We start from the raw sequence: 21053 nt of genomic DNA, 5'->3' as shown, positions 1-21053 counted from the left end.
TTATCGTTTATCCCCTTTACTGAGATGACTATGCAGTACCCGATTAACGAGATGTTCCAGACCCTGCAAGGCGAGGGTTACTTTACCGGCGTTCCCGCTATTTTCATTCGTTTACAGGGATGCCCGGTTGGCTGTGCCTGGTGTGATACCAAACATACGTGGGATAAGCTCGCAGATCGGGAAGTGTCGCTGTTTAGCATTCTGGCGAAAACCAAAGAGAGCGATAAGTGGGGCGCGGGCAGTTCTGAAGATCTGCTGGCCATTATTGGTCGTCAGGGCTGGACGGCGCGCCACGTCGTGATCACCGGCGGTGAACCCTGCATCCACGATCTGACGCCGCTGACCGAGCTGCTCGAAAAGAACGGCTACAGCTGCCAGATTGAGACCAGCGGCACCCATGAAGTGCGCTGTTCACACACGACCTGGGTGACGGTATCGCCAAAAGTGAATATGCGCGGCGGGTATGACGTGCTGTCTCAGGCGCTGGAACGCGCGGATGAGATTAAGCACCCGGTAGGGCGCGTGCGTGATATCGAAGCGCTGGATGAACTGCTGGCCACGCTGACGGATGAAAAGCAGCGGGTGATTGCCCTGCAGCCTATCAGCCAGAAAGAGGATGCAACGCGCCTGTGCATTGAAACCTGTATTGCGCGCAACTGGCGCCTGTCGATGCAGACGCACAAATATCTGAATATCGCATGATCGTTGCGCGGCCCCGACTATCGCGGGGCCCGTTCTGAAGGAAGTAATGCCCAGGTGACTCCCGCCGAAGCGAGACAAATTGCGCTGTTGAAGAGTAGCGCATACTGTGCGGCGCTGGCCATTCCCAGCGGCAGCAGCAGCGCATACAGCGACGCGGTAACGGCGATCCCCATTGCTCCGCCCAGTGAACTGCCCATCTTGTAAACCCCTGAGGCCACGCCAACTTTGTTTTCAGGCGCATTCATTACCGCAGTATCCGTTGACGGCGTGGCGTAACACCCCAGCCCCAGGCCAAATAAAATGTTGCTGAGAAAAACGGTGACAATATAGATCTCTTTGCTTAAGAAAGTGCAGGAGATCAGCGTGATACCCGTTGCGGTCAGCAGCGGCCCTGTCATCATCGGCAGGCGCGCCCCGTAACGCTGGAGCAGCTTTTCCCCGACCCGAATCATCGCCAGCACGGTGACCAGATATCCCAGCGTCATGATGCCGGTTTGTAGCGGCGAAAGATGGTGTCCTTGCTGCAGCCAGATACTGGCGATCATCATGGTGCCAATGCAGCCGTTGAGCAAAAAATTTGAGAATACCGACGCGCTGTAGGCCCGGTTTTTAAACAGGGCAAAATCAATCAGCGCCACATCACCTTTACGTCGCCCGGTAAGCACAAAGAAGACCGCTGCCAGCGCGGCGCTACCCAGCACAAGTAGCGATAAAACGCTGCTCCAGCCCCAGCTGTGCCCTTTACTGATAAATAGGTTCAGCAGCACCAGCATGCAGACAAAGCTCACCAGGCCGCTGATATCCAGCTTATGGCGGCTCACGGCGTCGCTTCGGCTTTCCGGCGTACCGCGGATCAGCAGCAGCGCCGCCACCGCGACCAGCATGGAAAAAACAAAAATCCAGCGCCAGCCGAGCGTGGTGGCAATAGTCCCGCCGACAAACGCGCTCAGGCCGCTGCCGCCCCATGAACCAATGACCCAAAAGCTGATGGCCCGCTGCCGCGCGTTTCCTTCATACCAGGTTTTAATCAGCGCCAGCGTGGCGGGCATGATGCAGGCCGCTGACAGCCCCTGTATCGCTCTTCCCAGCAGAAACAGAACCGGCTCCCACGAGATGAAAAGCAGGGCGCTTCCGACGATGCTCAGCATCAGGCCGATATAGGTCATGCGCATACGCCCAAACTTGTCGGCGAATCCCCCGCAGGCAACGACAAAACAGCCGCTGAACAAGGCGCTGAGGCTGACCGCCAGCGTGAGGGTTTCGAGGGAGATAGTCAGGCTATTTTTCATTGCCGGGACAACGTTAATCACCGACTGCGCAAATAACCAGAACGTCAGAACGCTCATCACAATACCGGCCAACAGCCGATCGTTACCGGCGTAGGTCGGTGTGCCTGTCAGGGGAACGGTACTCATCGTGCAAGCCTCCGGGGTGGGCGGGAATTAACGCAGATAATGTTCGGTCAACGCGCTCCAGAGTGCCGCGCCGGTGAGGAGAAGCTTGTCGTTAAAGTCATAGCCTGGGTTATGCACCATGCAGCGCTCAGGTTCATCTCCCGCACCGAGGGTGAAGTAGCAGCCGTTGGGATTTTTCTCGAGCATGAACGCAAAATCTTCGCTTCCCATAAAGGCATTCACCGACGAGACGGCATCCTGACCGAACAGGTCGGTCGCTACCGTACGCACCATTTCATTGGCCTGCGGGTTATTCCTTAGCACCGGACTCCCGTTCACGTGACGGATCGTGGCCGTGGCGTTGAAGCTCTCAGCCTGCGCCACGGCGATATCATGGATCCGCTGCAGCACGGTTTGACGCACCGTTTCATCCAGCGTGCGAACGGTCAGCTTCATTAACACCTTGTCGTTGATGATATTCGGAGCATGACCCGCCTGGATGCTGCCCACGGTCACGACGACCGGCTGGAACGGGGTAATATTCCTCGACACAATCGACTGCAGGGCGAGGGTGATGTGGCAGGCAACCAGCGTGGCATCGACGGTGTGTTCCGGAACGGCGCCGTGTCCTCCCACCCCGTTGACTTCAATATGAACGGTATCCGAAGAGGCCATCATGGCGCCATCGCGAAGGCCGATTTTCCCGAGCGGCTGGGAGGGCATATTGTGCAAGCCGAAAATATGGTCGCAGGGGAACTGCTCAAACAGGCCATCCTCCAGCATGACGCGTCCGCCATACAGCAGCTCTTCCGCAGGTTGAAAAATGAGATGTAACGTACCGCTAAAGTTGCGGGTGCGCGCCAAATATTCTGCGGCATAGAGCAGCGTGGTGGTGTGGCCATCGTGCCCGCAGCCGTGGAATTTTCCCTCGACGGTGCTACTCCACGCCTTACCGCTGTTTTCCTGCATTGGCAGTGCATCCATGTCGGCGCGCAGGCCCAGGCTTTTGCTGCTGTTGCCCACCTTCAGGGTGCCAACCACCCCGGTTTTTGCCATTCCCCGGTGGACCTCATAGCCCCATTGTTGAAGGAGTGACGCGACGCGGTCGCTGGTTTTGTGCTCCTCGAAGCCAATTTCGGGGTGTCGGTGGAATTCGCGACGAAGTTCAGTGAACCGATCTTCGGTGTCCCGCAGAGCGTCAACAATTGGATGTGTCATTTTTGTTATCCTTTTCCTGCCAAACGGTGTTAGTTTCGAGTTTATGTCGATCGCATTGCCGGAAAATGCCCTTTTTTGTTGTAAAGCGACGCCTTTTTTCTGATTGTTTTTCATACGATTCAGTTATGACAAAAAATGGCGCATCATTTTTTGTCCATGCGGGGGAGCCGAATGGAGCAGCATGGGAACGAGTTTGCGGTAGTCGTTGAAGACATTCGCCTGCTCACGCAGGATGAAGGTGATTCGCTGACGATACTGTGGGTTCTGGAAGGGCAAGCCGAACTGCAAACCGCCGCAGGACGCGAGACGGTGTCAAATAACGGTCTTGCGGTGATAAACCGCTATCAGCGCTGGCGGTTCAGTAGCCAGAGCGCGAACGTGACGCTTCGTGTCGTTCTCTCCGGGCGGTGGGTAATCAAGCTGTACAATGACTTTTTTGCCCATGACTACGCGGTTCCGACAGAGTCCGGTGGAAACTGGCCGCAGTGTGACGAACTTCGGCACCTGCTGCGTCAGCTTCTGGTGGTGACGCTGGTGAACGATCCGCACCGCTTCAGGCTGGAGGCAAATCGCTGGCTGAGCGAGATCCTGCTGCTGCTGATTGGCCGCTTTCAGCAGCCTGCCCGCCAGAAACCCCGGGACCAGCACGCCGACGTCAGCAAGCGCATTGCCCGCGTGCTGGAGCGGATCAACGCCAGCTATACCCGGCGCATTACGTTGGCCGAAATTGCAGCGAGTGAGTTCGTCTCCGAAGCGTGGCTCTCCCGCCTCTTTCGAAAAGAGATGGGTGTCAGTTTTATGCAGTACATCACCGCCCTGCGTCTGGAAAAAGCGGCTGACGCCCTGCGCCTCACCAGCCGTCCTTTGCATCAGATTGCGCTGGAGCACGGGTTTGCCAGCACGCGTATGATGACCGATCGGTTCCGGCGCTATCACAATATGTCTCCGGGCGAGTTTCGTAAGGCCAGGCGGCATCGCTCCGATGCGTCTCCGCTGCGGGCAGGCACAGGCGAGCAGCGCTTTCCCATCGCGGTGGATAGGCTGTTTAGCTTGCTTAGAGGCGCTGAGAACCGCGGCTGGGAACCCGCTCCGCTAACCCACTCTCCGCGTCAGGAGCGAATAGTTGATCTGCAGCAGCTTTATCCGCTCTCGTCCGCGCTGCGCCGCGCGAGGCTGGTCGTCACCCTGCGCGAGCTCGACGATTTACTGCGGGAGGATGTTCGCCAGCATCTGGAGGCGCTTCACGAGGCGATCCCAATTGAGGGGATTGATATCGCTGAACCTTTTCTCAGCAGCCGTCTGTTCGCCACGGGATGGGACGATCCCCATATGGCGGGTTACGCCTGCTGGTACAATCTGCAGCAGCTGTTTACCTGGGTAGCAAAAAAAGGCTGGACGATCCTGCTGCACACGGGGGTCACCACCCGATGCGATCTTCTGAAGCGCTTTTTGCAGCTGTCGGTTAACCGATTTTTACCCGATATTACCGCAGGCTGGCACGTTGTGATGCACTGGTCTCCTCAGGCAAGCGCGGAAACCCAGGAGCACGCCTGGCAGGCTCAGCGGGCGACGGTCGGGGCCTACCTTCCACAGGCAAAGTTTGGGGTGTGGCATCGCTTCTCTCCCGTGGGTACTGAACTCGGCGACGACGCGCTGTTCCATTCTGGCATTCTGGGCCAGGCCGATTTCCTCGCCTGTCAGGCGGATGCCAACGAGCTGCTCGATCTGGCGCGGCTGGATCCTGCACATATCTCCTCGTCTGAAAACTATCCCGTGCTGAAGATCCGCCAAATACTCTCCGCCCTTCGCCAGCGGCAGCGCACGCTGCCGGTATGGTTACTCTCGTGGAATACCCTTACCGGGAATACGCGGGCAACCAACGGCTGGTTTTTTCGCGGCGCGCTGCTTATGCAAAATTTACTCGGGCTTTCAGAACAGGTCTGGCTGGCGGGATTCTGGCTGAATTCCGGTTTGCAGGGGGAAGCCAGGACGAACAACACCCTCGATACATCGAGCCTTGCGCTTCAGTATAATCACGGCCTTCCGCGGCCCATCTACTGGGTGCTCTGGCTGTGGCAACGCCTGCGGGGAGAAGTGCTCGTCAACGACAAGAGCGTGCTGCTGCTCCGCCATCAGGGGGGCTATCAGCTGCTGCTGCGTAACGTGGTGGTGTTCAATCCGCTGCTCTCCAGCGAGGAGGCTTTCATCCAACGTTTTCAACAGCAATATCATCTGCAGCTACAGGGGATGCGCGGCGAGTGGCGCATCAGGCGCCATCTTTTCGATCGGCACAATGGTGCGCTCTACCCGCTGCTGGAAGGGGTACGCAGCGACAGCGGGCCTGATGAAGAGATGTGGCGCTGGATTGCGCACAAAGCGCGTCCAACGCTTTCCTTACGCGATGAACGGCTTAATGACGGCTGGCAAATGACAGAATCACTGGAAAGTAACGCGCTCGTGCTCTATGAGTTCATGCCGCTAAACGGGCGTGATGAAGAGGATCACTCCCCGCGATAGATACAGCCAGCGGTGCAGGTCTCTTTGATCATCACCGCGCTCAGCAGCGGCACCAGCGGCTTCATCTGATCCCAAATCCATTTAGCCAGCACTTCGCTGGTCGGGTTTTCAAGGCCCGGGATATCATTCAGGTAGTAATGATCCAGACGATCGTAGGTCGGCTTAAACGCCGCCTTCAGCTCGGCAAAATCCATGATCCAACCGGTATGCGGATCAACTTCACCGGTGATCTCAAGACGCACCATGAACGAATGCCCGTGCAGACGGCCGCATTTATGCCCTTCAGGGACATGCGGAAGGTGGTGGGCGGCTTCGAAGGTGAAATCTTTAAACAGTGTGGTGGACATGATCGCTCTCAGTAATGCGGAAAAAACCGCCGCATAGTACCGGAAAGCACAATTTTTAGCATTAACTAAAACGGCTCTGAAGCCATGCGTCTCGTTAACGGGTTTTTTTTGTGGGTTTTATCGATAATTTTCAGTGGGTTAATTAATCGGTTTTATCGTTAGGTATGACAACTAAAACAGGTTAGTCCATTTGGTTATTTATTATTTCCATCCCTTCTTTAATTGTTATTATCCTCGCCGTTAACCTTATCTTCAGTTTGGATTTATTCGCTTAAAGTCCGCTTGGCTACTGGAACATAACGACGCATGACAACACAGGCCCCACCTTCAAATTTGCTTCCCCTGAACCCGGAGCAACTGGCGCGCCTTCAGGCTGCCACCTCTGATTTTTCTCCCACTCAGCTTGCCTGGGTCTCCGGTTATTTCTGGGGAATGCTCAATCAGCAGCCTGGCGCTGTGGCGGGTGCACCAGTAACGGCCGTTGAAATTCCGGCCATTACGCTGATTTCCGCCTCGCAGACGGGCAATGCGCGCCGCGTGGCCGAAGCGCTGCGTGACGACCTGCTGGCCGCCAAACTGAATGTGAACCTGGTCAACGCCGGGGATTATAAATTTAAGCAAATCGCGTCAGAAAAAATGCTGGTGGTGGTCGCTTCTACGCAGGGTGAAGGTGAACCCGCTGAAGAAGCGGTGGCGCTGCACAAGTTCCTGTTCTCGAAAAAAGCGCCGAAGCTGGATGGCACGGCGTTTGCCGTATTTGGCCTTGGCGATACCTCGTATGAATTCTTCTGCCAGTCCGGTAAAGACTTCGACAGCAGGCTGGCGGAGCTGGGCGCGGAGCGCCTGCTGGACCGCGTTGACGCGGATGTCGAATACCAGACCGCCGCCGCCGAATGGCGTGCCCGCATTGTTGAGGTGCTGAAAGCGCGCGTGCCGAAAGAGACGTCGGCGCAGGCCGCGTTCACCGCGACGGGAGCTGTAAACGACATCCACACCAGCCCGTACACCAAAGAGGCGCCGCTGACGGCGAGCCTGTCGGTGAACCAGAAAATTACCGGCCGCGACTCGGAAAAAGACGTGCGCCATATCGAAATCGATCTCGGCGACTCTGGCCTGCGCTATCAACCGGGCGACGCGCTGGGTATCTGGTACCAGAACGATCCGGCTCTGGTGAAAGAGCTGGTTGAGCTGCTGTGGCTGAAGGGGGACGAGCCCGTGACCGTTGACGGCAAAACCCAGTCGCTTTCAGAGGCGCTGCAGTGGCATTTCGAACTGACGGTGAATACCCCGAATATCGTCGAAAATTATGCCACCTTAACGCGCAGCGAATCCCTGCTGCCGCTGGTGGGCGACAAGGCGAAGCTGCAGCATTACGCCGCGACGACGCCAATTGTCGATATGGTCCGTTTCTCTCCGGCTCAGCTGGATGCCGATGCGCTAATCGGCCTGCTGCGACCGCTGACGCCGCGCCTGTACTCCATCGCCTCTTCGCAGGCCGAAGTGGAGAGTGAAGTGCATATTACCGTCGGCGTGGTGCGCTACGACATCGAAGGCCGCGCCCGCGCGGGTGGGGCATCAAGTTTCCTGGCGGATCGCGTGGAAGAAGAGGGCGAAGTGCGCGTCTTTATCGAGCACAACGACAACTTCCGCCTCCCGGCGAACCCGGAAACGCCGGTCATCATGATTGGCCCAGGCACCGGCATTGCGCCGTTCCGCGCCTTCATGCAGCAGCGCGCGGCAGATGAAGCGCCGGGTAAAAACTGGCTGTTCTTCGGCAACCCGCACTTTACCGAGGATTTCCTCTACCAGGTTGAGTGGCAGCGCTATGTGAAAGAAGGCGTACTGACCCGCATCGATCTGGCCTGGTCCCGCGACCAGAAAGAAAAAGTATACGTACAAGACAAACTGCGTGAACAGGGCGCAGAGCTGTGGCGCTGGATCAATGACGGCGCCCACATTTATGTCTGCGGCGACGCCAATCGCATGGCGAAAGACGTTGAGCAGGCACTGCTGGAAGTGATTGCCGAATTCGGCGGTATGGATGCCGAAACGGCGGATGAATTTTTAAGTGAGCTGCGCGTTGAGCGCCGTTATCAGCGAGATGTCTACTAATGAGCGAAAAACATCCAGGGCCACTGGTGGTCGAAGGTAAACTGACAGACGCCGAGCGCATGAAGCTGGAAAGCAACTATCTGCGCGGCACCATTGCTGAAGATCTGAATGACGGTCTCACCGGCGGCTTCAAAGGCGACAACTTCCTGCTGATCCGCTTCCACGGTATGTACCAGCAGGACGATCGCGACATCCGCGCCGAGCGTGCCGAACAGAAGCTGGAGCCGCGTCATGCGATGCTGCTGCGCTGCCGTCTGCCGGGCGGGGTGATCACCACCAAGCAGTGGCAGGCCATCGACAAGTTTGCCGGTGAAAACACGATTTATGGCAGCATCCGCCTGACCAACCGTCAGACCTTCCAGTTCCACGGCATTCTGAAGAAGAACGTGAAGCCGGTGCATCAGATGCTGCACTCGGTCGGGCTGGACGCGCTGGCGACCGCCAACGACATGAACCGTAACGTGCTTTGCACCTCGAACCCGTATGAGTCCGAGCTGCATGCCGAAGCCTATGAGTGGGCGAAGAAGATCTCTGAGCATCTGCTGCCGCGCACCCGCGCCTATGCGGAGATTTGGCTCGATCAGGAAAAAGTCGCCACCACGGACGAAGAACCGATTCTCGGCCAGACCTATCTGCCGCGTAAGTTCAAAACTACGGTCGTGATCCCACCGCAGAACGATATCGATCTGCACGCCAACGACATGAACTTCGTGGCGATTGCCGAAAACGGCAAGCTGATTGGCTTTAACCTGCTGGTGGGCGGCGGCCTGTCCATTGAGCACGGCAATAAGAAAACCTACGCCCGTACCGCGAGCGAGTTCGGCTTCCTGCCGCTGGAGCACACGCTGGCCGTGGCGGAAGCGGTAGTAACCACCCAACGCGACTGGGGCAACCGTACCGACCGTAAAAACGCGAAAACCAAATACACCCTGGAGCGCGTGGGCGTTGAGACGTTCAAAGAGGAAGTGGAGCGTCGCGCAGGCATCAAGTTTGAGCCGATCCGCCCTTACGAATTCACCGGTCGCGGCGATCGCATTGGCTGGGTGAAGGGTATCGATAATAAATGGCACCTGACGCTGTTTATTGAAAACGGCCGTATTCTGGATTATCCGGGCCGTCCGCTCAAAACCGGTCTGCTGGAAATTGCTAAGATCCATAAAGGCGAATTCCGCATTACCGCTAACCAGAATCTCATTATTGCCGGCGTGCCGGAGAGCCAGAAGGCGAAGATCGAGAAGCTGGCGCGCGATCACGGGTTAATGGATGCGGTTAAGCCGCAGCGTGAAAACTCGATGGCCTGCGTGTCGTTCCCGACCTGCCCGCTGGCGATGGCCGAAGCGGAACGTTTCCTGCCGTCATTCACTGACAAGGTAGAAGCGATTCTGGAAAAACACGGTATTCCGGACGAGCATATTGTTATGCGCGTCACCGGCTGCCCGAACGGCTGCGGTCGCGCGATGCTGGCCGAGCTGGGTCTGGTGGGGAAAGCGCCGGGGCGCTATAACCTGCACTTGGGCGGTAACCGTATCGGCACTCGCATTCCGCGTATGTTCCGCGAGAACATTACCGAGCCGGAAATCCTTGATTCCATCGACGAGCTTGTCGGGCGCTGGGCGAAAGAGCGCGAAGCGGGTGAAGGCTTCGGCGACTTTACGGTGCGTGCGGGCATCATTCGCCCGGTGCTCGATCCCGCAAGGGATTTCTGGGAGTAACATCCCGATGGTTTTACAGGTGTTGTAGGCCGGGCAAACGCAGTGCCGCCCGGCAAAACAGGCAAACGAGGTTCTTATGTCCGTACTCGATCTAAACGCCCTTAACGATCTGCCTAAAGTCGAACGCATTCTGGCGCTGGCAGAAACCAATGCCCATCTTGAAAAGCTGGACGCCGAAGGGCGCGTGGCGTGGGCGCTGGAAAACCTGCCGGGAGACTATGTGCTCTCGTCGAGCTTTGGTATTCAGGCGGCGGTCAGCCTGCATCTGGTGAATCAGATCCGTCCGGACATTCCGGTGATCCTCACCGATACCGGTTACCTGTTCCCGGAAACCTACCAGTTTATTGACGAGCTGACGGACAAGCTCAAGCTGAACCTCAAAGTGTACCGCGCGACGGAAAGCGCGGCCTGGCAGGAGGCGCGCTACGGTAAGCTGTGGGAGCAGGGCATTGAGGGCATTGAGAAATACAATGAGATCAATAAAGTCGAACCGATGAACCGGGCGCTGAAAGAGCTCAATGCGCAGACGTGGTTTGCGGGCCTGCGTCGCGAGCAGTCCGGCAGTCGTGCAACCTTACCGGTGCTGGCGGTCCAGCGCGGGGTGTTTAAAGTGCTGCCGATTATCGACTGGGATAACCGGACGGTGTATCAGTATCTGCAAAAACACGGGCTGAAGTACCATCCGCTGTGGGACCAGGGCTATCTGTCGGTGGGCGACACCCACACCACGCGCAAATGGGAACCGGGAATGGCGGAAGAAGAGACGCGATTCTTTGGGCTGAAGCGCGAGTGCGGGCTGCACGAAGGGTGATCCTTTATCCTCCCTCTCCCTGTGGGAGAGGGTTTGGGTGAGGGCATCAGGCCGCGCTATGTTTAACCACCTCAGGCTTTCCCCGCCTTCGCCAGCTCCTTCACCAGCGGCAGCATGACCTTCACCACATCACGACTGCGGTGCTCAATCCGCTGCGGCAGCGCGCTGTCAATGTGCTGCTGATTATCCAGCATCACGTTGTGCCAGCTTGTCCCGTCCGGGAAGGCTTTCGATTTAGCCCGCTGCTGATAGCCATCTTTTTTGCCCAGTGCCCAGTTTGTCGCTTCCACGTACAGCACCGGAATGCCCGCCTTATCGAAGACTTCCCCGTCGTTGCAGCAGCCTGTTCCGCGTGGGAAAGCAGGATTCCCGCCCGGATTGGTCGTGGCAAAAACGCCATGGCTGCGGGCTATCGCCAGCGCCCGGTCGCGCGTCAGTTTCCGCACCGGTCCCGGCGTACTCTGCCCGCTGTTGAAATAAAGCTTGTCGCCGACGATCAGGTTATCAAGGTTGATCACCAGCAGCGTATTTTTCTTCTCCTCAGCGCTCATGCGTTTGAGGAGATTCTCAGCGCCGAGTTTGCCCTCTTCTTCACCGCTGGTAGCCACGAAACGAATGCCATACCGGGTTGGAATATCTTTCATCCGCTCGGCCAGTTCGAGCATCACGCCCAGGCCCGCCGCGTTGTCGTCCATGCCCTGCAGCGTCAGCCCGCCGAGGTTGTTATCCGTATCGGCATCGCTCATCGGGGCGTAGGTATCAAGGTGCGCCATAATAATAATCTGTTCAGCCGCGCTACCTTCATGCGCCGCGATAACCGTACTGCCGGTCACGTTATGCCAGTTTTTCGTTTTATTTCGTGAGGTATAGACGTAGCGGCTGTGAAACGACCTGATATCGCTCTGATAGCCCATCCCGGCAAACTGCTGGCGAAGATAGTCCGCAGAGAGCATCTCCGCAGGCGAGCCGGTCATGCGGCCAGGAAAGACGGTGGCAATATGCCGCGCCTGCATAGTGGCGATTTCACCATAAGGTTGGTTTTTTGCCTGGGCAGGAAGAATAAAGCAAACGCCGAGCGCCAGGGCAGCAATACGGTGGCGCGTTGCGGAAAACATAGTGAGTCCTTAAAAACAGAGCAAAATATTAACCCGCCTAGTATGAAACTGTGATCGCCCATACACAATTTGAATTGCTCTTAAATGCCCGATATTTCGCGTGTTAAGCACTTTTTGGTATTAGCTTTTTCACGGCGTTATTCCATTGAGTAACTACTCATTCCAATTCGTAATTTCATTCGGTCTAAGCCGCCCCCTATAGTCCCTTTATTCCTCGTTGTTAGTGAGTTGTTGCTTGTGGACTATCTGCCCTTATTTGCCGCGATAAAAGAGAAGCCGGTGCTGGTTGTAGGCACGGGTGAAATTGCCGATCGCAAAATCGCGTTTTTGCAGCGCGCAGGGGCGCAGGTGCGGGTAGTGGCAGAAGCGGATTTTGACGAATCACAAATCGATACCGTAGTGCTGGTGATTGCGGCGACCGAAGATCGCGACCTGAACCGGCGGATTTCCGACGCCGCCCAGGCCCGTTACCGCCTGGTGAACGTGGTGGACGACCAGCCGTTATGCTCGTTTATCTTCCCGTCGATCGTTGACCGTTCTCCGCTGCTGGTGGCGATCTCCTCCGGCGGTACCGCACCGGTGCTGGCGCGCGTGCTGCGTGAAAAAATCGAGGCGCTGCTGCCGACCAGCCTCGGGCGCATGGCGGAAAAAGCCAGCTTCTGGCGCAACCATCTTAAAACGCGCCTGACCAGCGTAACGGAACGCCGTCGCTTCTGGGAGCGCGTGTTTCGCGGCCGCTTTGCCAGCCTGATGCATGCCGGTAATGAGACGGCGGCGCAGAAAATCCTCGAGGACGAACTGGATAACCCCGGCAGCACGGGCGGGGAGATCATTCTGGTGGGGGCAGGGCCGGGCGATGCCGGGCTCCTGACGCTGCGCGGCCTGCAGGTGCTGCAGGACGCGGACGTGGTGTTCTACGACCATCTGGTCACCGACGGCGTGCGCGAGCTGATCCGTCGCGACGCGGAGCAAATCTGCGTCGGCAAACGGGCTGGCGAGCACTCGGTGCCGCAGCACGACACCAACCAGATGCTGGTTGACGCCGCCAAAGCGGGTAAAACCGTGGTGCGCCTGAAAGGGGGCGATCCGTTTATCTTCGGCCGCGGCGGCGAAGAGCTGCAGGCGGCAGCCGAAGCGGGCATACCGTTCCAGGTGGTGCCCGGCATCACGGCGGCCTCTGCGGTGACGGCCTACGCCGGTATTCCGCTGACCCACCGCGATTACGCCCAGAGCGTGACCTTTGTGACCGGCCACTACAAGGCCGACAGCACGCCGTTCGACTGGTCGCATCTCGCCCAGAGCCGCCAGACGCTGGCGATCTACATGGGCACGATGAAGGCCGCGGACATCAGCGAACAGCTTATTCAGCACGGTCGCGAGGCGACGACGCCCGTTGCCGTCATTTCTCGCGGCACGCGCGTCGATCAGCACGTTGCGACGGGCACGCTGGAACATCTTGCAACCCTGGCGAAAGACGCCCCGATGCCCGCCCTGATCGTGGTGGGTGAAGTGGTGCAGCTGCACAGCACGCTCGCCTGGTTCCAACACACAACCGATACAGAAGGCTTTGGTTCTTCTGTCGTAAATTTGGCTTAAGGAACGGTTATGGACCAAAAACGTCTTACACACCTGCGGCAGCTCGAAGCGGAGAGTATCCATATCATCCGCGAAGTGGCCGCCGAGTTTTCTAACCCGGTGATGATGTACTCCATCGGTAAAGATTCCAGCGTCATGCTGCATCTGGCGCGTAAAGCGTTTTATCCGGGCACGCTGCCGTTCCCGCTGCTGCACGTGGATACCGGCTGGAAGTTCCGCGAAATGTACGAGTTCCGCGACCGTACCGCGAAGGCCTACGGCTGCGAGCTGCTGGTGCACAAAAACCCGGAAGGGGTGGCGATGGGCATTAACCCGTTCGTGCACGGCAGCGCCAAGCACACCGATATCATGAAAACCGAAGGGCTGAAGCAGGCGCTGAACAAATACGGTTTTGACGCGGCCTTCGGCGGCGCGCGCCGTGACGAGGAGAAATCCCGCGCCAAAGAGCGTATCTACTCCTTCCGCGACCGCTTCCACCGCTGGGATCCGAAAAACCAGCGTCCGGAGCTGTGGCACAACTACAACGGTCAGATCAACAAAGGCGAAAGTATTCGCGTCTTCCCGCTCTCCAACTGGACCGAGCTGGATATCTGGCAGTACATCTATCTGGAAAACATCGAGATCGTTCCGCTGTACCTGGCCGCCGAGCGCCCGGTGCTGGAGCGCGACGGCATGCTGATGATGATCGATGACGATCGCATCGACCTGCAGCCGGGTGAAGTGATCAAAAAACAGATGGTCCGTTTCCGTACCCTCGGCTGCTGGCCGCTGACCGGCGCGGTGGAATCCAGCGCGCAGACGCTGCCGGAGATCATCGAAGAGATGCTGGTGTCCACCACCAGCGAGCGACAGGGGCGCGTGATTGACCGCGACCAGGCAGGCTCCATGGAGCTGAAGAAACGTCAGGGTTATTTCTAAGGAGCCGCCATGAACACCACTATTGCTCAACAAATTGCCAACGAAGGCGGCGTGGAAGCGTATCTGCACGCGCAACAACACAAAAGCCTGCTGCGTTTTCTGACCTGCGGCAGCGTGGATGACGGGAAAAGTACCCTGATTGGCCGCCTGCTGCACGACACGCGCCAGATTTATGAAGATCAGCTCTCTTCCCTGCATAACGACAGTAAACGTCACGGCACCCAGGGTGAAAAACTCGACCTGGCCCTGCTGGTGGACGGCCTGCAGGCGGAGCGCGAGCAGGGCATCACCATCGACGTGGCCTACCGCTACTTCTCTACCGAGAAGCGCAAATTTATTATCGCTGACACCCCGGGGCACGAGCAGTACACACGCAACATGGCGACCGGCGCGTCCACCTGCGACCTGGCGATCCTGCTGATGGACGCGCGTAAAGGCGTGCTGGATCAGACCCGTCGTCACAGCTTTATCTCGACGCTGCTGGGGATCAAACACCTGGTGGTGGCGGTCAACAAGATGGATCTGGTCAACTTCAGCGAAGAGAAGTTCGAGGAGATCCGCCAGAGCTACCTGACCTTTGCCGAACAGCTGCCGGGCAACCTGGATATTCGCTTTGTGCCGCTCTCGGCGCTGGAAGGGGATAACGTCGCCTCCCAGAGCGCGAACATGCCGTGGTACAGCGGTCCGACGCTGCTGGAAGTGCTGGAAACCGTTGAAGTTCAGCGCGTGGTCGACACCCAGCCGATGCGTTTCCCGGTGCAGTACGTGAACCGTCCAAACCTCGATTTCCGCGGTTTCTCAGGCACCCTGGCGTCAGGCTCCGTGAAGGTAGGTCAGCGCGTCAAGGTGCTGCCATCCGGCGTGGAATCGACTATCGCCCGCATCGTCACCTTCGACGGTGACCTGCAGGAAGCGGGCGCCGGTGAAGCCGTAACGCTGGTGCTGAAAGACGAAATTGATATCAGCCGCGGCGACCTGCTGGTCGACGCGCAGGAAACGCTGGCGGCAGTGCAGGGGGCTTCCGTGGACGTGGTCTGGATGGCCGAACAGCCGCTGACCGCTGGCCAGAGCTATGACATCAAAATTGCCGGCAAGAAAACCCGCGCCCGCGTGGACGGTATTCAGTTCCAGGTGGATATCAACAACCTGACTCAGCGTGACGTCACCGAGCTGCCGCTGAACGGCATCGGTCTGGTCGATCTGACCTTCGACGAACCGCTGGTGCTGGATCCGTATCAGCAGAACCCGGTCACGGGAGGTCTTATCTTTATCGACAGGCTGACCAACGTTACCGTCGGGGCCGGTATGGTTCGCGAACCGATTAAACAGGCTGCCGCGACGTCTGAATTCAGCGCCTTCGAGCTGGAACTGAACGCGCTGGTGCGTAAACACTTCCCGCACTGGGGCGCACGCGATCTGCTGGGAGGCAAGTAATGGCCGCCCATGATGAGAACGTCGTCTGGCATCCTCATCCGGTCACCGTCGCCCAGCGCGAACAGCTCCACGGTCACCGTGGGGTTGTGCTGTGGTTTACCGGGCTGTCCGGCTCGGGTAAATCGACGGTGGCGGGCGCGCTGGAAGAGGCGTTGCATCAGCAGGGCGTAAGCACGTACCTGCTGGATGGCGATAACGTGCGTCACGGCCTGTGCAGCGATTTAGGGTTTAGCGACGATGACCGCAAAGAGAACATCCGCCGGGTGGGCGAAGTCGCCAGCCTGATGGCTGACGCCGGGCTGGTGGTGCTGACCGCGTTTATCTCCCCGCACCGCGCCGAGCGCCAGATGGTGCGCGAACGCGTGGGCCAGGATCGCTTTATCGAGGTGTTTGTCGATACGCCGCTGGAGATTTGCGAAGCGCGCGACCCGAAAGGGCTGTACAAGAAAGCGCGTGCCGGAGAGCTGCGCAACTTCACCGGAATTGACGCGGTATACGAAGCGCCTGAATCGCCTGAAATTCACCTGGAAGGTCAACAATTGGTAACAAATTTAGTAAGCCAATTATTAGACCTGCTCAGGCGGGACGATATTATCAGATCCTGAGGCGGTATCGTTCGGGAGCTGTCTTCCCGAACGATGAGTCACGGTCACAGGATTAGCTATGCGCAACAGTGAACATTACATCACCACCACCGGGTCGGAGCCGCTAGCGACCGACGACGAAACGACCTGGTCATTTCCTGGGGCCATCATTGGCTTCGTCTCATGGCTGCTGGCGCTTGGCATTCCGTTTCTTATCTACGGCGGCAACACGCTGTTCTTCTTTCTCTACACCTGGCCTTTCTTTCTGGCGTTGATGCCCGTGGCGGTTGTTGTCGGCATTGCGCTGCACTCTCTGCTCAACGGCAAGCTCCTCTACAGCACCTTGGTCACGATTGTGACGGTGGTTCTGATGTTTGGTCTGTTATTTTTGTGGCTCATGGGCTAACTTCAGCCATAATTCAAACCGTAACCAACTGTGTAACGATATTGTGCAGGACGATTCTGCGGAAAAAATGTGGTACATTTGCCCGCGATGTTGCGGCATCTCTGTTACCCCGGCGTAGTGCTCTGGGGAAGTCTTGGGATGATGATGCCGTTTTTCAGGGGGCAGGATGGGTAAACTAACGCTGCTGTTGCTGGCTTTGCTAATCTGGCTGCAATACTCGCTGTGGTTCGGTAAGAACGGACTGCACGACTATAGCCGGGTAAGCGATGACGTCGCGGCTCAGCAGGCAACAAACGCCAAACTTAAGGCGCGAAACGATCAACTCTTTGCTGAAATTGATGACCTCAATGGCGGGCAAGAGGCGATTGAGGAACGCGCACGCAATGAACTCAGTATGACTAAGCCGGGCGAAACCTTTTATCGTCTGGTTCCGGATGCGTCTAAACGCAATCAGGGCTCAGCACAAAATAATCGATAATCAGGCCCAGGATTACGACATGGCAGTAACTTTTTCGGACGTATGCGCCGTGGTGCCGGCCGCAGGTTTTGGCCGGCGCATGCAGACAGAATGTCCCAAGCAGTACCTCTCTATTGGCGATAAAACGATCCTCGAGCACGCCGTGGCGGCGCTGCTGGCGCACCCGCGGGTGACGCGGGTGATCATCGCTATCAGCCCGGGCGATGCGCGCTTCGCGCAGCTGCCGCTGGCAAATCACCCGCAGATTACCGTCGTTGACGGTGGCGCCGAGCGCGCCGATTCCGTTCTGGCGGGCATTCAGGCCGCCGGAAACGCGCCGTGGGTGCTGGTGCATGACGCGGCGCGTCCTTGCCTGCATCAGGACGATCTTGCGCGCCTGCTGGCGCTGAGCGAAACAAGCAAGGTTGGCGGGATTCTGGCCGCACCGGTGCGCGACACCATGAAGCGCGCCGAGCCGGGCAAACAGGCTATCGCCCACACCGTCGATCGCGTCGATTTATGGCACGCGCTGACGCCACAATTTTTCCCCCGCGAATTACTCCACGACTGCCTAACGCGAGCGCTTAAAGAAGGCGCGACCATCACGGACGAAGCCTCCGCGCTGGAGTATTGCGGTTTCCACCCTGAGCTTGTTGAAGGACGCGCTGATAATATAAAAGTGACGCGTCCGGAAGATTTACAGCTCGCGGAATTTTATCTTACCCGTTCGACCCATCAGGAGAAGGCATAATGCGAATTGGACACGGTTTTGATGTACACGCCTTTGGCGGAGAAGGCCCAATTATCATTGGCGGCGTGCGCATTCCCTATGAAAAAGGACTGCTGGCGCATTCTGATGGCGACGTGGCACTGCATGCGCTGACCGACGCGCTGTTGGGCGCTGCCGCGCTGGGTGATATCGGCAAGCTGTTCCCGGACACCGACCCGGCATTTAAAGGCGCGGACAGCCGCGAACTGCTGCGCGAAGCGTGGCGCCGCATTCAGGCGAAAGGTTACACCCTCGGCAACGTCGACGTGACGATTATTGCCCAGGCCCCGAAAATGCTGCCGCACATTCCGCAGATGCGCGTGTTTATTGCAGAGGATCTGGGCTGCCATATGGACGACGTGAACGTCAAAGCGACGACGACCGAGAAGCTGGGCTTTACCGGGCGTGGCGAAGGGATTGCCTGTGAGGCCGTGGCGCTGCTGGTGAAGGCGAGCAAATGACGGACTTCGACAACCTGACATACCTGCACGGTAAACCGCAGGGGACCGGGGTGCTGAAAGCCAGCCCGGAAGATTTCCTCGTGGTGGAGGATCTGGGCTTTGAGCCGGATGACGAAGGCGAACATATCCTGGTGCGTATTCTGAAAAATGGCTGCAATACCCGCTTCGTGGCCGACGCGCTGGCAAAATTCCTCAAAATTCATGCCCGCGAGGTGAGCTTTGCCGGGCAGAAAGATAAACACGCCGTCACGGAACAGTGGCTCTGCGCGCGCGTTCCCGGCAATGCGATGCCTGATTTAAGCAAATTTGAGCTTGAGGGCTGTAAGGTACTGGAATATGCCCGCCACAAGCGCAAACTGCGTCTGGGGGCGCTGAAAGGCAACGCGTTTACGCTGGTGCTGCGCGAAGTGACTGACCGAGAAGACGTTGAAAAACGCCTGAACGCCATCAGCGACCGCGGCGTACCGAACTACTTTGGCGCGCAGCGCTTTGGCATCGGCGGCAGCAACCTGCAGGGCGCGCTGCGCTGGGCGCAAAGCGATGCGCCGGTACGTGACAGGAATAAACGCAGTTTTTGGTTGTCGGCGGCCCGCAGCGCGTTGTTTAATCAGATTGTGAGCGAAAGGCTGAAAAAACCGGACGCGAATCAAGTTGTTGTTGGCGATGCGCTACAATTAGCGGGACGCGGAAGCTGGTTTGTGGCAATGGCCGAAGAGATGGCTGATGTGCAGTCGCGCGTGGACGCAAAAGCGCTGATGATTACCGCCGCGTTGCCCGGTACGGGTGACTGGGGAACACAGGGCGACGCGCTGGCCGCCGAGCAGTCAGCCGTAGCGGATGCGCCAGAATTGCAATCCTTGCTGGTGCGGGAAAAAGTTGAAGCGGCACGCCGCGCGATGCTGCTCTATCCGCAGCAGTTAAGCTGGAACTGGTGGGATGACGTAACCGTCGAGTTACGCTTCTGGCTACCGGCAGGTAGCTTTGCCACCAGTGTTGTCAGGGAACTAATCAACACCTCGGGTGATTATGCGAATATTGCTGAGTAACGATGACGGGATCCACGCGCCAGGCATTCAGACCCTGGCGAAACATCTCCGCGAATTTGCGGATGTGCAGGTCGTGGCGCCCGATCGTAACCGCAGTGGAGCGTCTAACTCTCTGACGCTGGAGTCGTCGCTTCGCACCTTTACCTTTGAAAATGGCGATATTGCCGTGCAGATGGGCACGCCAACCGACTGTGTTTTTCTGGGCGTGAACGCGCTGATGCGGCCGCGTCCGGATATCGTTGTTTCCGGCATTAACGCCGGTCCTAACCTCGGCGATGACGTGATTTACTCCGGCACCGTGGCGGCCGCAATGGAAGGGCGCCATCTGGGATTCCCGGCGCTGGCGGTCTCGTTGAACGGCCATACGCACTACGATACCGCCGCCGCGGTGACCTGTTCGATCCTGCGGGCGCTCGGCCGCGAGCCGTTGCGTACCGGGCGCATCCTCAACATCAACGTGCCGGATCTTCCCCTCGACGAAATTAAAGGCATTCGCGTCACCCGTTGCGGGAGTCGACACCCTGCCGATCAGGTCATCCCGCAGCAGGATCCTCGCGGCAACACGCTTTACTGGATTGGCCCTCCCGGCGACAAGTGCGATGCGGGTCCGGATACCGACTTTGCCGCCGTGGATGAAGGCTATGTTTCGGTTACTCCGCTGCACGTAGATTTAACCGCGTATAGCGCGCATGATGTGGTGTCGGGCTGGCTGGATCGCGCAGGAGTGAACGCGCAATGGTAAACAAACGTGTACAAACTCTTCTGGAACAACTCCGCGCGCAGGGGATCAGCGACGAGCACGTGCTCGAAGCGCTCGCCCTGGTTCCGCGTGAAAAATTTGTAGACGAGGCGTTTGAACACAAAGCGTGGGAAAACGTGGCGCTGCCCATCGGACAGGGCCAGACGATTTCGCAGCCTTACATGGTGGCGCGCATGACGGAGCTGCTGGAGCTGACGCCCGAATCACGCGTGCTGGAGATTGGCACCGGGTCGGGGTATCAAACCGCGATTCTGGCGCATCTGGTTCATCATGTATGCTCCGTTGAGCGGATTAAAGGTTTGCAGTGGCAGGCGCGTCGTCGCCTGAAACAACTTGATTTACACAATGTTTCGACACGACACGGTGATGGATGGCAGGGTTGGAAGGCGCGCGCGCCGTTTGACGCGATCATCGTGACGGCGGCCCCGCCTGAAATTCCTGCGGCCCTGTTGTCGCAGCTGGATGAGGGGGGAATTCTTGTTCTGCCCGTCGGGGACGAGCAGCAGCTTTTGAAGCGCGTTCGTCGGCGCGGCGGCGAGTTTATTATCGACACCGTGGAAGCCGTGCGCTTTGTGCCTCTGGTAAAGGGGGAGTTGGCCTGAGACTCGGAATTATCCAGGGTTATTAAGGCAAATTCAGCGTATGGTGTGGCGCGAAAGATTCGTGTCATCACGGTAAATTTTAAGTCACTGGT

General features: G+C 58.0%; 20 protein-coding genes. 16 read left to right on the top strand and 4 right to left on the bottom strand.

Annotation, left to right across the window (positions count from 1 at the left end):
* The first annotated feature begins 30 nt into the window (after positions 1-30).
* On the top strand, positions 31-702 hold the full coding sequence (queE, locus tag ACOTZC_RS09780) for a 7-carboxy-7-deazaguanine synthase QueE (RefSeq protein ID WP_023309006.1): 672 nt from the start codon (positions 31-33) through the stop codon (positions 700-702).
* Between the two features lie 17 nt (positions 703-719).
* On the opposite strand, the gene ACOTZC_RS09775 is transcribed toward queE, so the two are convergent.
* Both ACOTZC_RS09775 and ACOTZC_RS09770 read right to left on the bottom strand, forming a co-directional pair.
* On the bottom strand, positions 720-2117 hold the full coding sequence (locus tag ACOTZC_RS09775) for an MFS transporter (RefSeq protein ID WP_047173515.1): 1398 nt from the start codon (positions 2115-2117) through the stop codon (positions 720-722).
* Between the two features lie 27 nt (positions 2118-2144).
* Positions 2145-3314, bottom strand: a complete 1170-nt coding sequence (locus ACOTZC_RS09770; protein ID WP_045355771.1) for a M20 aminoacylase family protein — start codon at positions 3312-3314, stop codon at positions 2145-2147.
* A gap of 171 nt (positions 3315-3485) precedes the next feature.
* Here ACOTZC_RS09770 and ACOTZC_RS09765 point away from each other — a divergent pair, with 171 nt between their 5' ends.
* Complete coding sequence (locus ACOTZC_RS09765) at positions 3486-5831, top strand: helix-turn-helix transcriptional regulator (protein ID WP_163354208.1); 2346 nt, start codon at positions 3486-3488, stop codon at positions 5829-5831.
* Here the strand turns inward: ACOTZC_RS09765 and queD are convergent.
* Positions 5816-6178, bottom strand: a complete 363-nt coding sequence (gene queD, locus ACOTZC_RS09760; RefSeq protein WP_023309002.1) for a 6-carboxytetrahydropterin synthase QueD — start codon at positions 6176-6178, stop codon at positions 5816-5818. The genes ACOTZC_RS09765 and queD overlap by 16 nt on opposite strands.
* A 306-nt stretch (positions 6179-6484) precedes the next feature.
* Here queD and cysJ point away from each other — a divergent pair, with 306 nt between their 5' ends.
* The 3 genes from cysJ to cysH all read left to right on the top strand — a co-directional run bounded on the left by cysJ (position 6485) and on the right by cysH (position 10813).
* Entirely contained in the window at positions 6485-8290 is a 1806-nt protein-coding gene (cysJ, locus tag ACOTZC_RS09755) for an NADPH-dependent assimilatory sulfite reductase flavoprotein subunit (RefSeq protein WP_421635747.1), read from the top strand.
* Positions 8290-10002 carry an assimilatory sulfite reductase (NADPH) hemoprotein subunit gene (cysI, locus tag ACOTZC_RS09750; RefSeq protein ID WP_023309000.1) on the top strand — a complete coding sequence of 571 codons (1713 nt, stop codon included), beginning with the start codon at positions 8290-8292 and terminating at the stop codon, positions 10000-10002. The genes cysJ and cysI overlap by 1 nt, the downstream gene beginning before the upstream one ends.
* A gap of 76 nt (positions 10003-10078) precedes the next feature.
* Positions 10079-10813, top strand: coding sequence for a phosphoadenosine phosphosulfate reductase (cysH, locus tag ACOTZC_RS09745; protein WP_047173511.1), 735 nt, complete (start codon positions 10079-10081; stop codon positions 10811-10813).
* Between the two features lie 71 nt (positions 10814-10884).
* Here cysH and ACOTZC_RS09740 read toward each other — a convergent pair whose 3' ends face one another.
* Positions 10885-11928, bottom strand: a complete 1044-nt coding sequence (locus ACOTZC_RS09740) for an aminopeptidase (RefSeq protein ID WP_045404176.1) — start codon at positions 11926-11928, stop codon at positions 10885-10887.
* 237 nt (positions 11929-12165) lie between these two features.
* Here ACOTZC_RS09740 and cysG point away from each other — a divergent pair, with 237 nt between their 5' ends.
* The 11 genes from cysG to ACOTZC_RS09685 all read left to right on the top strand — a co-directional run bounded on the left by cysG (position 12166) and on the right by ACOTZC_RS09685 (position 20961).
* A complete protein-coding gene (cysG, locus tag ACOTZC_RS09735; RefSeq protein WP_023308997.1) occupies positions 12166-13524 on the top strand; it encodes a siroheme synthase CysG in 1359 nt (452 codons plus the stop codon).
* A 9-nt stretch (positions 13525-13533) separates the two neighbouring features.
* On the top strand, positions 13534-14442 hold the full coding sequence (gene cysD, locus ACOTZC_RS09730) for a sulfate adenylyltransferase subunit CysD (RefSeq protein ID WP_006811770.1): 909 nt from the start codon (positions 13534-13536) through the stop codon (positions 14440-14442).
* Between the two features lie 9 nt (positions 14443-14451).
* On the top strand, positions 14452-15876 hold the full coding sequence (gene cysN / locus ACOTZC_RS09725) for a sulfate adenylyltransferase subunit CysN (protein WP_059446890.1): 1425 nt from the start codon (positions 14452-14454) through the stop codon (positions 15874-15876).
* Complete coding sequence (gene cysC, locus ACOTZC_RS09720; RefSeq protein WP_010434543.1) at positions 15876-16481, top strand: adenylyl-sulfate kinase; 606 nt, start codon at positions 15876-15878, stop codon at positions 16479-16481. The genes cysN and cysC overlap by 1 nt, the downstream gene beginning before the upstream one ends.
* Before the next feature lie 58 nt (positions 16482-16539).
* The gene (locus ACOTZC_RS09715) at positions 16540-16866 is read left to right on the top strand and encodes a DUF3561 family protein (protein WP_045404178.1); all 327 of its coding nucleotides are present in this window, start codon (positions 16540-16542) and stop codon (positions 16864-16866) included.
* Between the two features lie 166 nt (positions 16867-17032).
* Positions 17033-17344, top strand: coding sequence for a cell division protein FtsB (gene ftsB / locus ACOTZC_RS09710; protein WP_008499609.1), 312 nt, complete (start codon positions 17033-17035; stop codon positions 17342-17344).
* A 19-nt stretch (positions 17345-17363) separates the two neighbouring features.
* Entirely contained in the window at positions 17364-18074 is a 711-nt protein-coding gene (gene ispD, locus ACOTZC_RS09705) for a 2-C-methyl-D-erythritol 4-phosphate cytidylyltransferase (protein WP_023308993.1), read from the top strand.
* Positions 18074-18553 (top strand): 2-C-methyl-D-erythritol 2,4-cyclodiphosphate synthase, encoded by a 480-nt coding sequence (gene ispF, locus ACOTZC_RS09700; protein WP_008499607.1) that lies wholly within the window; start codon positions 18074-18076, stop codon positions 18551-18553. Before ispD ends, ispF begins: the two co-directional genes overlap by 1 nt.
* Entirely contained in the window at positions 18550-19599 is a 1050-nt protein-coding gene (gene truD, locus ACOTZC_RS09695) for a tRNA pseudouridine(13) synthase TruD (RefSeq protein WP_421635746.1), read from the top strand. The genes ispF and truD overlap by 4 nt, the downstream gene beginning before the upstream one ends.
* Positions 19580-20341: a 5'/3'-nucleotidase SurE gene (surE, locus tag ACOTZC_RS09690; protein ID WP_023308990.1), complete on the top strand. Its 762-nt coding sequence runs from the start codon at positions 19580-19582 to the stop codon at positions 20339-20341. The genes truD and surE overlap by 20 nt, the downstream gene beginning before the upstream one ends.
* The gene (locus ACOTZC_RS09685; RefSeq protein WP_045404181.1) at positions 20335-20961 is read left to right on the top strand and encodes a protein-L-isoaspartate(D-aspartate) O-methyltransferase; all 627 of its coding nucleotides are present in this window, start codon (positions 20335-20337) and stop codon (positions 20959-20961) included. Before surE ends, ACOTZC_RS09685 begins: the two co-directional genes overlap by 7 nt.
* Positions 20962-21053 lie beyond the last annotated feature (92 nt).

Source organism: Enterobacter cloacae complex sp. SHL009 (assembly GCF_049237205.1).
GTDB classification, from domain to species: domain Bacteria; phylum Pseudomonadota; class Gammaproteobacteria; order Enterobacterales; family Enterobacteriaceae; genus Enterobacter; species Enterobacter cloacae_M.
Note: the sequence above shows the minus strand (reverse complement) of the source record. Positions and strands in the feature narration are given on the sequence as shown.

Bases quoted from the DNA above. Each gene is read 5' to 3' on its own strand.
- queE (WP_023309006.1), top strand. From the start codon at position 31: ATGCAGTACCCGATTAACGAGATGTTCCAGACCCTGCAAGGCGAGGGT.
- ACOTZC_RS09775 (WP_047173515.1), bottom strand. From the start codon at position 2,117: ATGAGTACCGTTCCCCTGACAGGCACACCGACCTACGCCGGTAACGAT.
- ACOTZC_RS09770 (WP_045355771.1), bottom strand. From the start codon at position 3,314: ATGACACATCCAATTGTTGACGCTCTGCGGGACACCGAAGATCGGTTC.
- ACOTZC_RS09765 (WP_163354208.1), top strand. From the start codon at position 3,486: ATGGAGCAGCATGGGAACGAGTTTGCGGTAGTCGTTGAAGACATTCGC.
- queD (WP_023309002.1), bottom strand. From the start codon at position 6,178: ATGTCCACCACACTGTTTAAAGATTTCACCTTCGAAGCCGCCCACCAC.
- cysJ (WP_421635747.1), top strand. From the start codon at position 6,485: ATGACAACACAGGCCCCACCTTCAAATTTGCTTCCCCTGAACCCGGAG.
- cysI (WP_023309000.1), top strand. From the start codon at position 8,290: ATGAGCGAAAAACATCCAGGGCCACTGGTGGTCGAAGGTAAACTGACA.
- cysH (WP_047173511.1), top strand. From the start codon at position 10,079: ATGTCCGTACTCGATCTAAACGCCCTTAACGATCTGCCTAAAGTCGAA.
- ACOTZC_RS09740 (WP_045404176.1), bottom strand. From the start codon at position 11,928: ATGTTTTCCGCAACGCGCCACCGTATTGCTGCCCTGGCGCTCGGCGTT.
- cysD (WP_006811770.1), top strand. From the start codon at position 13,534: ATGGACCAAAAACGTCTTACACACCTGCGGCAGCTCGAAGCGGAGAGT.
- cysN (WP_059446890.1), top strand. From the start codon at position 14,452: ATGAACACCACTATTGCTCAACAAATTGCCAACGAAGGCGGCGTGGAA.
- cysC (WP_010434543.1), top strand. From the start codon at position 15,876: ATGGCCGCCCATGATGAGAACGTCGTCTGGCATCCTCATCCGGTCACC.
- ACOTZC_RS09715 (WP_045404178.1), top strand. From the start codon at position 16,540: ATGCGCAACAGTGAACATTACATCACCACCACCGGGTCGGAGCCGCTA.
- ftsB (WP_008499609.1), top strand. From the start codon at position 17,033: ATGGGTAAACTAACGCTGCTGTTGCTGGCTTTGCTAATCTGGCTGCAA.
- ispD (WP_023308993.1), top strand. From the start codon at position 17,364: ATGGCAGTAACTTTTTCGGACGTATGCGCCGTGGTGCCGGCCGCAGGT.
- ispF (WP_008499607.1), top strand. From the start codon at position 18,074: ATGCGAATTGGACACGGTTTTGATGTACACGCCTTTGGCGGAGAAGGC.
- truD (WP_421635746.1), top strand. From the start codon at position 18,550: ATGACGGACTTCGACAACCTGACATACCTGCACGGTAAACCGCAGGGG.
- surE (WP_023308990.1), top strand. From the start codon at position 19,580: ATGCGAATATTGCTGAGTAACGATGACGGGATCCACGCGCCAGGCATT.
- ACOTZC_RS09685 (WP_045404181.1), top strand. From the start codon at position 20,335: ATGGTAAACAAACGTGTACAAACTCTTCTGGAACAACTCCGCGCGCAG.